The 6,724-nt window shown below is 47.8% G+C and carries 4 protein-coding genes and 1 pseudogene; 4 read left to right on the top strand and 1 reads right to left on the bottom strand.

From position 1 onward, the window contains the following. Window positions 1–364: 364 nt before the first annotated feature. Window positions 365–531, top strand: a pseudogene (locus tag G358_RS32725) (transposase); the annotation flags it as partial. Between the two features lie 324 nt (window positions 532–855). Here G358_RS32725 and G358_RS0127315 read toward each other — a convergent pair. After that, on the bottom strand, window positions 856–2,487 hold the full coding sequence (locus G358_RS0127315; protein WP_157274500.1) for a catalase: 1,632 nt from the start codon (window positions 2,485–2,487) through the stop codon (window positions 856–858). A gap of 779 nt (window positions 2,488–3,266) precedes the next feature. On the opposite strand from G358_RS0127315, the gene G358_RS0127310 reads away from it, so the two are divergent. The 3 genes from G358_RS0127310 (at window position 3,267) to G358_RS0127300 (ending at window position 6,694) form a co-directional block, all read left to right on the top strand. Continuing rightward, window positions 3,267–4,295 (top strand): ROK family protein, encoded by a 1,029-nt coding sequence (locus G358_RS0127310; RefSeq protein ID WP_019640450.1) that lies wholly within the window; start codon window positions 3,267–3,269, stop codon window positions 4,293–4,295. Window positions 4,296–4,315: 20 nt separating this feature from the next. Then, on the top strand, window positions 4,316–5,554 hold the full coding sequence (locus tag G358_RS0127305) for an MFS transporter (RefSeq protein ID WP_019640449.1): 1,239 nt from the start codon (window positions 4,316–4,318) through the stop codon (window positions 5,552–5,554). Between the two features lie 129 nt (window positions 5,555–5,683). Beyond that, on the top strand, window positions 5,684–6,694 hold the full coding sequence (locus G358_RS0127300; protein WP_019640448.1) for a helix-turn-helix transcriptional regulator: 1,011 nt from the start codon (window positions 5,684–5,686) through the stop codon (window positions 6,692–6,694). Window positions 6,695–6,724: the final 30 nt, after the last annotated feature.

Raw genomic sequence — 6,724 nt, 5'->3', positions numbered from 1 at the left:
GAAGGTTCGGGAGAGAATATGCGTGATTCGTTTGCACTAGGTTTGCCAAGAACTGAACGTGCGTTTCTAGCTTGCAAAAGCTCTCCTTGACGAAGGCATAACATGTGGTACCCAACCCACGGATAGCAGCGTGCCGACCGTCGCTCGCATGTTTGCTCTCGCGCCACGTGCTCAGGCAGAAAAAATGGAGGGTTTGACAAAAACGTTCATAGCAACGAATCTCAGCCACTCTATTTGCCGTTTATCCTCTGTTTGGAGCAGAAAAGACTGAAATAACGTTACCCAGCTTCGTTATATTTTGGGAAGGGTTATTTTTACACAGATAGCGATCATACGCTTCGTTATAAAATTTCGTTCACGTTCTGCGATTCCGCCAAAGATATCTGTGTCGTCCTTTATGGGACATCTAAAGGGGAAAAGTTCGTTAAGATCTTTGAGAAGCATGCGCAGTTAAAGTATAAATATGGGAATCGAAAATTCTGGGCAGAAGGATATGATGAAAGTACAGTGGGCCTAAATGAAGCAACTGTAACGAAACTGTAGCGAAATACATTCGTGAACAAGAAGCACATGATCAGGGCATAGTGAAGCTGAGGGGAAAGGGCGATCCAGCCCGTCCTCCCCCCCGTCCGTATGGATGGACGGCAAAGAGGTTGATATCAACAAGCTGTCGGGCGGTGCAAATAATAATCACTCGATTCCTTTTACGGGCTGACTTCTGATCCGCTTGCCGTATTGGGGAAGCCAGCTGGAAATCATAAGGAGAAGAGAGCTGGTTTTACAGCAGCACAATGGGCGAGAAAATAACAAGGCTGCCGCGACCGTGTTTACGGACGCCAGCAGCCTTTTATAACGTCAATAAGGATCAGCTTCGTGGCTTTTCTCCACAGCCTCTTTGGTGGCCTCGTTTGCGGCTAATGAGCCTTGGCCATATTTCGTCTGGCCGGATTCACGGCCAGGGAGCTGTTCATCCTTCTTCATACCCTGTATTTCTTTCATGACCCTGTCGATCCCTTCCTTAACGCGGCGGCCATAATCTTCATCCGCCTGTGTGAAATGATGGATCATGGCCTCTTGAATTCGTTTGTCGCATACCGCAAGCGCTTCGGATAGGTTCTTAATCAGCTCATCGCGCTCCCATTCCTCAAATGAGCGGTATGTATCGCCTGCCTGCCCATAGTTATTGGGCCGATCGATCGGTGCGCTCATGGCCGCCGCATTATACGTCGGACGATGCTGTGGACGGTCCTGCTGACCGGCTTCCTGATAGCCGCCAATCATAGAAGGCTCGTAATTAATATGCGGATTTTCTCCGGATTCCTTCGGGTCACGGACATCCATTTGACCGCGATGCTGATTCGTACGCACCGCTGTCTTCGGCGCGTTCACCGGCAATTTCAAATAGTTTGCGCCCACGCGGTAGCGCTGCGTATCGGAGTAAGAGAAGGTACGGCCCTGCAGCATTTTGTCGTCGGAGAAATCCATCCCATCGACCAGCACCCCGGTACCAAAGGCGGCTTGCTCAATTTCCGCGTGAAAATCGACGGGATTGCGATCAAGTACCATTCGGCCGAGCGGCAGCCATGGGAACTTATCCTCTGGCCATAGCTTCGTATCATCGAGCGGATCAAAATCCAGCTCCGGATGATACCCGTCCTCCATGATCTGGACGAAGAGCTCCCATTCCGGATAATCTCCGCGTTCAATCGCTTCATATAGATCTTGCGTTGCATGGCCGACATTTTTTGCTTGGATTTCATTTGCTTCTTCTTGCGTCAAGTTGCGGATCCCTTGCTTTGGCTCCCAGTGATACTTCACGAGTACAGCTTCGCCCTTGTCATTGACCCATTTGTAGGTGTTGACGCCAGAACCCTGCATGTGGCGGTATGTTGCCGGAATGCCCCATGGAGAGAACAGGAAGGTAATCATATGCGTTGCTTCAGGCGAACGGGAGACAAAGTCAAACATCCGCTGGGGATGCGACACGTTCGAAGCAGGGTCTGCTTTAAAAGCGTGAATCATATCAGGGAATTTCATCGCGTCACGTATGAAAAATATTTTGAGATTGTTGCCTACCAAATCCCAGTTGCCGTCTTCGGTATACATTTTCACAGCGAACCCCCGCGGGTCACGTGCGGTTTCCGGCGAGTCCTTAGCTCCTGCTACCGTGGAGAATCGAACCATCAGCGGTGTTCTTTTTCCGGCGCCAGAGAAGACCTTGGCTCGGGTATATTTCTCTACCGGCTCATCTCCAACTTTCCCGTAGGTTTCGAAATACCCGAATGCTCCACTCCCGCGGGCATGTACAACCCGCTCCGGCACCTCTTCGCGGTCAAAATGGGAAATCTTCTCGATAAAATGGTAATTCTCAAGCATGGCTGGACCGCGGTCACCAATCGTGCGGATGTTTTGGTTATCTTTTACCGGATGGCCTTGGCGTGTTGTCAACGTCTCACGCTTTACGTCGTGTTCGTGAGGTATCTTCATGTCATTATTCTCTCCCAAATGAAACCCTCCTTTAAGTAGTTAAACTAATTTTAACCAATATCGGATAAGCATATTCAATTACAGAACGATACGTAGAATAACAGGAGACCAGGTGCACGCCCGAATAGCAAGGCAGATCACTAGGCTGAAGCGAGTAACCCCCGCAGTCCGTGACGGTGTGGTGAAATGCAACTGTCGTTACACTAAGCAAGGTCGGGCAAAACGCTGTGTCGTAGACTAAGCAGAGGTAGGCATCAAGCTCTGTCGTGCACTAAGCAGAGGTAGGCATCAAGCTCTGTCGTGCACTAAGCAGGGTTAGGCATTACGTTGTGTCGCAGGTTGGGCAATTACGTTGTGTCGTAGACTAAGCTGTGTTGAAAACTAAACTATGTAGTACACTAATTGGAATTCATGTATCTAATTATGCTCCAAACAGGTGTTTCACGGGATTAGATGGATTTTACGTACCTAGAATAAGAATCCAACCCATGATTGGCATTTCCTCTTCACCTAATGACATGAAATCCATTTAAATCTACTTTCTCTTCTTTGCCACATTAACTAACTACTATAAATCCATTTAGATTAGTAGTTGAATCCGTTTCCCACCCTTCCATCCCTATCTAGTCATTCATATTATTCCGAAAATTACGAAATATGCCTTGGCTGATCAGTCGCTATTCTGTTCCTTATTTCACAATTGACGGATCAAGAAAACGAAGGTACAATTCGATTATTAAAACACTTTTAAAAAGTACTATTGAAAAGGGGTGTGCACAGTGCAGCCTGTCTCGTATAATACGAGTCAAGTGAAAAAAATGAACATTGAGCTAGTAAAAAATGCGTTGAAAGCGCAGGGGACGGCAACCAAAGCATCCCTTGCCAACTTAACCGGCTTAAGCGTGGCCACATGCGGGACCATCTTAAACGAACTTGTGGCCATCGGTGAAGTCATAGAGATGGAACCGGATGAATCAAGCGGCGGCCGGCCAGCGATGCAGTACATGTATAACGCTGACTTTGGCTGCGTCGTATGTTTGTTAATCAAGACGGAAGGAGGCATCCACTCGATTAGATACAGTATCGTTAATCTAGTGGGGGAGACTGTCGAAGATGCCATATTAGAACTAAAGCATATCGATGTCGACGTGGTCGACAACCTTATTGGCAAATTACTCAACAAGCATGGCCATGCACAGGCTATTGGTATTGGCGTGCCCGGGGTCGCCCATTGCGGCGTAATCGGTGTATGTGATGTTCCCGACCTTGCAGGCAAATCATTGGGGCCGTATCTGGAAGAAAAATATGAAATTCCGGTTATGATTGAAAACGATATGAATATGACGGTCTATGGATTTTACCATTTACAAAACTATGAAGAGGAAAAAACATTTGCCGTCGTTACGTTTCCAAAAAATCATTACCCCGGTGCGGGTTTTATCGTAAACGGCCAAATTCTATCCGGTAACACGAAGTTCGCTGGAGAGGCTTCTTTTTTGCCATTTGGAATTTCGCGAGAGGAGCAGCTGCTGCAATTACACACCGATGAAGGCTTTGTCCGGCTGGCCGTCCAAACGCTCACCTCCATCATTGCATTGATTAACCCGGTATCCATAGCGATAACAGGGGATCTGCCCCGTGAGACACAGCTGGATACAATCTATGAGGGTTGTGTGAGACACATCCCGCAAGAGCACATGCCTAAGCTTTTTGTTAAAAACGACACGAACGAGGAATACATGAAAGGCATGGTGACGGAGACGCTGGAGAGCCTAGCCTATCACCTGCGAGTCATTGAAAAAAGATAACCGATAAGGAGCAGCTAAGAGTGGGGAAACGATCAGGTAAATTCAACAAAATATATGCCATGCAGCTCGCAACAATATTTATAGGATTCGTTATATTCGGATTTTCGGAAAATATCAAAGGACCTGCTATCCCGCGAATTCAACTGGACTTTATGCTAAACGAAGGACAACTGGGGACCTTGCTGTCCCTGAATGCGCTCGGCTATTTAATCGCTTGTTCTTTCACAGCCTATTTGACAAAGATATGGGGAATTAAGCGGGTAACGATAACAGCCTTTGCGGCGATGGCTGTCTCGGGTATATTTATATTTTTCTCGCAGTACTATTCCTTGTTTTCGGCTTCTTATTTTTTAATGTATATTGGAAACGGGATGCTGGAGATCGGGCTGGCTATTCTAGGTGCCCGCATCTTTGTGAAAAATACGGGAACGATGATGAATTTAAGCCACGGCTTCTACGGCCTGAGCTCGACGGTTGCACCGCTCATTGCGACGGGTCTAATGAAGGTTACGATTAACGGTCATACGCTGGACTGGCGAGGCATGTATCTTGTTATGCTGCTCTTGTCCGTTATACCGATTGTATTTGCATTGTTCAGTACTTTTCCTGGGGATGACATCGATCATGAAGAACGTGTACCTCTAAAAACATTGCTTAGGGATCCCGTTCTATGGCTAATGGTGCTGGTATTAACCTTTGGCGTCGTATCCGAATTGGCTGTTGGAGGCTGGCTCGTGAACTTTCTGGAAAAAGCTTATGGCTGGAACACGGTTTCCGCATCAGGAATGTTATCTGCCTTTTTCTTATGCTTTGCCCTTGCCCGGCTGTTGCTTGGACCGTTAACCGACAAAATTGGCTTTACGTTATCCTTGATTGTATTCTCGGGGTTATCGGCCGCATGTACTTTTGTCGCTATCTTTGGCGGAGAGAACTTAGCCTTTTTATTTGCTGCCGCCGGTATTGGCATTGCGATGATCTATCCGACGGTCATGGCTTTTATCGCCAGAAGATACCCGAAGGGCAGTGATACTGCTATTACGTTTACCGTCACACTAATGGGTCTCGGCAGCGTCATTGGCAACTATCTGATCGGGGGAGTTATCGAAATTACGAAGGGCATTTTCGGAGCGGAATCGCAAGTTGGCCTATTCCGGGGGCTTCAGGCGGGTTATGGCGTTATAGGTTTATGCGCAGCGTTAAGCTCAGTTGCGGGAATCATATTGTTTACTTATTTATACAAACGGAAAGAAGTTATATAATTAAGATTGAACGGGCAGCCGAGGATCCGGCTGTCTTTTTCACATGGAAGGAAAAATCTGATTGTCTGTTTTCTAGAAAAGTTTTGTTAAGGTTATAGGGATGGTTGTTGCAAAAAGGAGGCCCACAATATGAAATTACGTTCCTCTGACCGTATTAAAATGCCGCCAGGATTTTGGGCAGGATTGAATCAACTAGGAATTTCCGCCCGTGACGTTGCTCGTAAAACCCAGCTTCCGCTCAGTATTATTACTGAACCGGAAGTCACGGGCGCCCAATATTTCGCGATTTGGCAGGCCTATTCCGATCTCATAGGCGACACTGCCAAAGGAATCACCAAGCTTGCGACCGCCTTTGAAACAGCGAAGTATCCACCGACCGTCTTAGCGACTTACCACGCTCGTGACTACCGCGACGCTTTAAGCCGAATGGTTCGGTACAAGCAGATGTGCCCACCCGAGAACTTGTATATGACCGAGGAGGGTGAGCACTGTACGATCGAGCTGGGATGGCAGGATACCGAGCAGTCCGGTCCGCCGGTGCTGGTTGGCATCACGCTGGCATTCCTTCTGGAGCTTGGGCGCCGGGGCACAGGTTACCCTTTAACAGCAAAGCTAGTCGAATTTTCGCACTCTATGGGCGATGTACAAGCTCTTGAAGCTTACTTCGGCTGCCGTATTCAGATGAGTGCAAAGCATAACCGGTTGACGCTGCATCGAAGAGATCTGGATCGCCTTTTTGTCTCATACAATGAAGAGTTGCTGGAGATTCTGACTCCCGCTCTGGATCAATCGCTTGATGAACAACAGCGCAGCCCTTCCACTTCCGAGATGGTCAAATGGATCATGAAACGCAGCCTTACGGGAGGGCGCCCCAACATTCAGGCTGTCGCGAATGAGCTCAGTATGAGCGATCGCACCTTGCAGCGCCGGCTTACTGACGACAACACGAGCTTCAAGCAACTGTTGATACAAGCTAGACATGAGCAAGCACGAGAATACTTAGCAGACCCCGCGTTCGATATTAAAGAAGTAGCTTATTTGATTGGGTATGCGGACCAGAACTCGTTCTATCGGGCCTTCCGCCTTTGGGAAGGGGTTACCCCATCAAAATGGCGTACTCAGCATTTAGGAACGAACTGATCTTCATTTGGCGTGTAAAACAAGAACTTT

Source organism: Paenibacillus fonticola DSM 21315 (assembly GCF_000381905.1).
GTDB lineage: Bacteria > Bacillota > Bacilli > Paenibacillales > Paenibacillaceae > Fontibacillus > Fontibacillus fonticola.
Note: the sequence above shows the minus strand (reverse complement) of the source record. Positions and strands in the feature narration are given on the sequence as shown.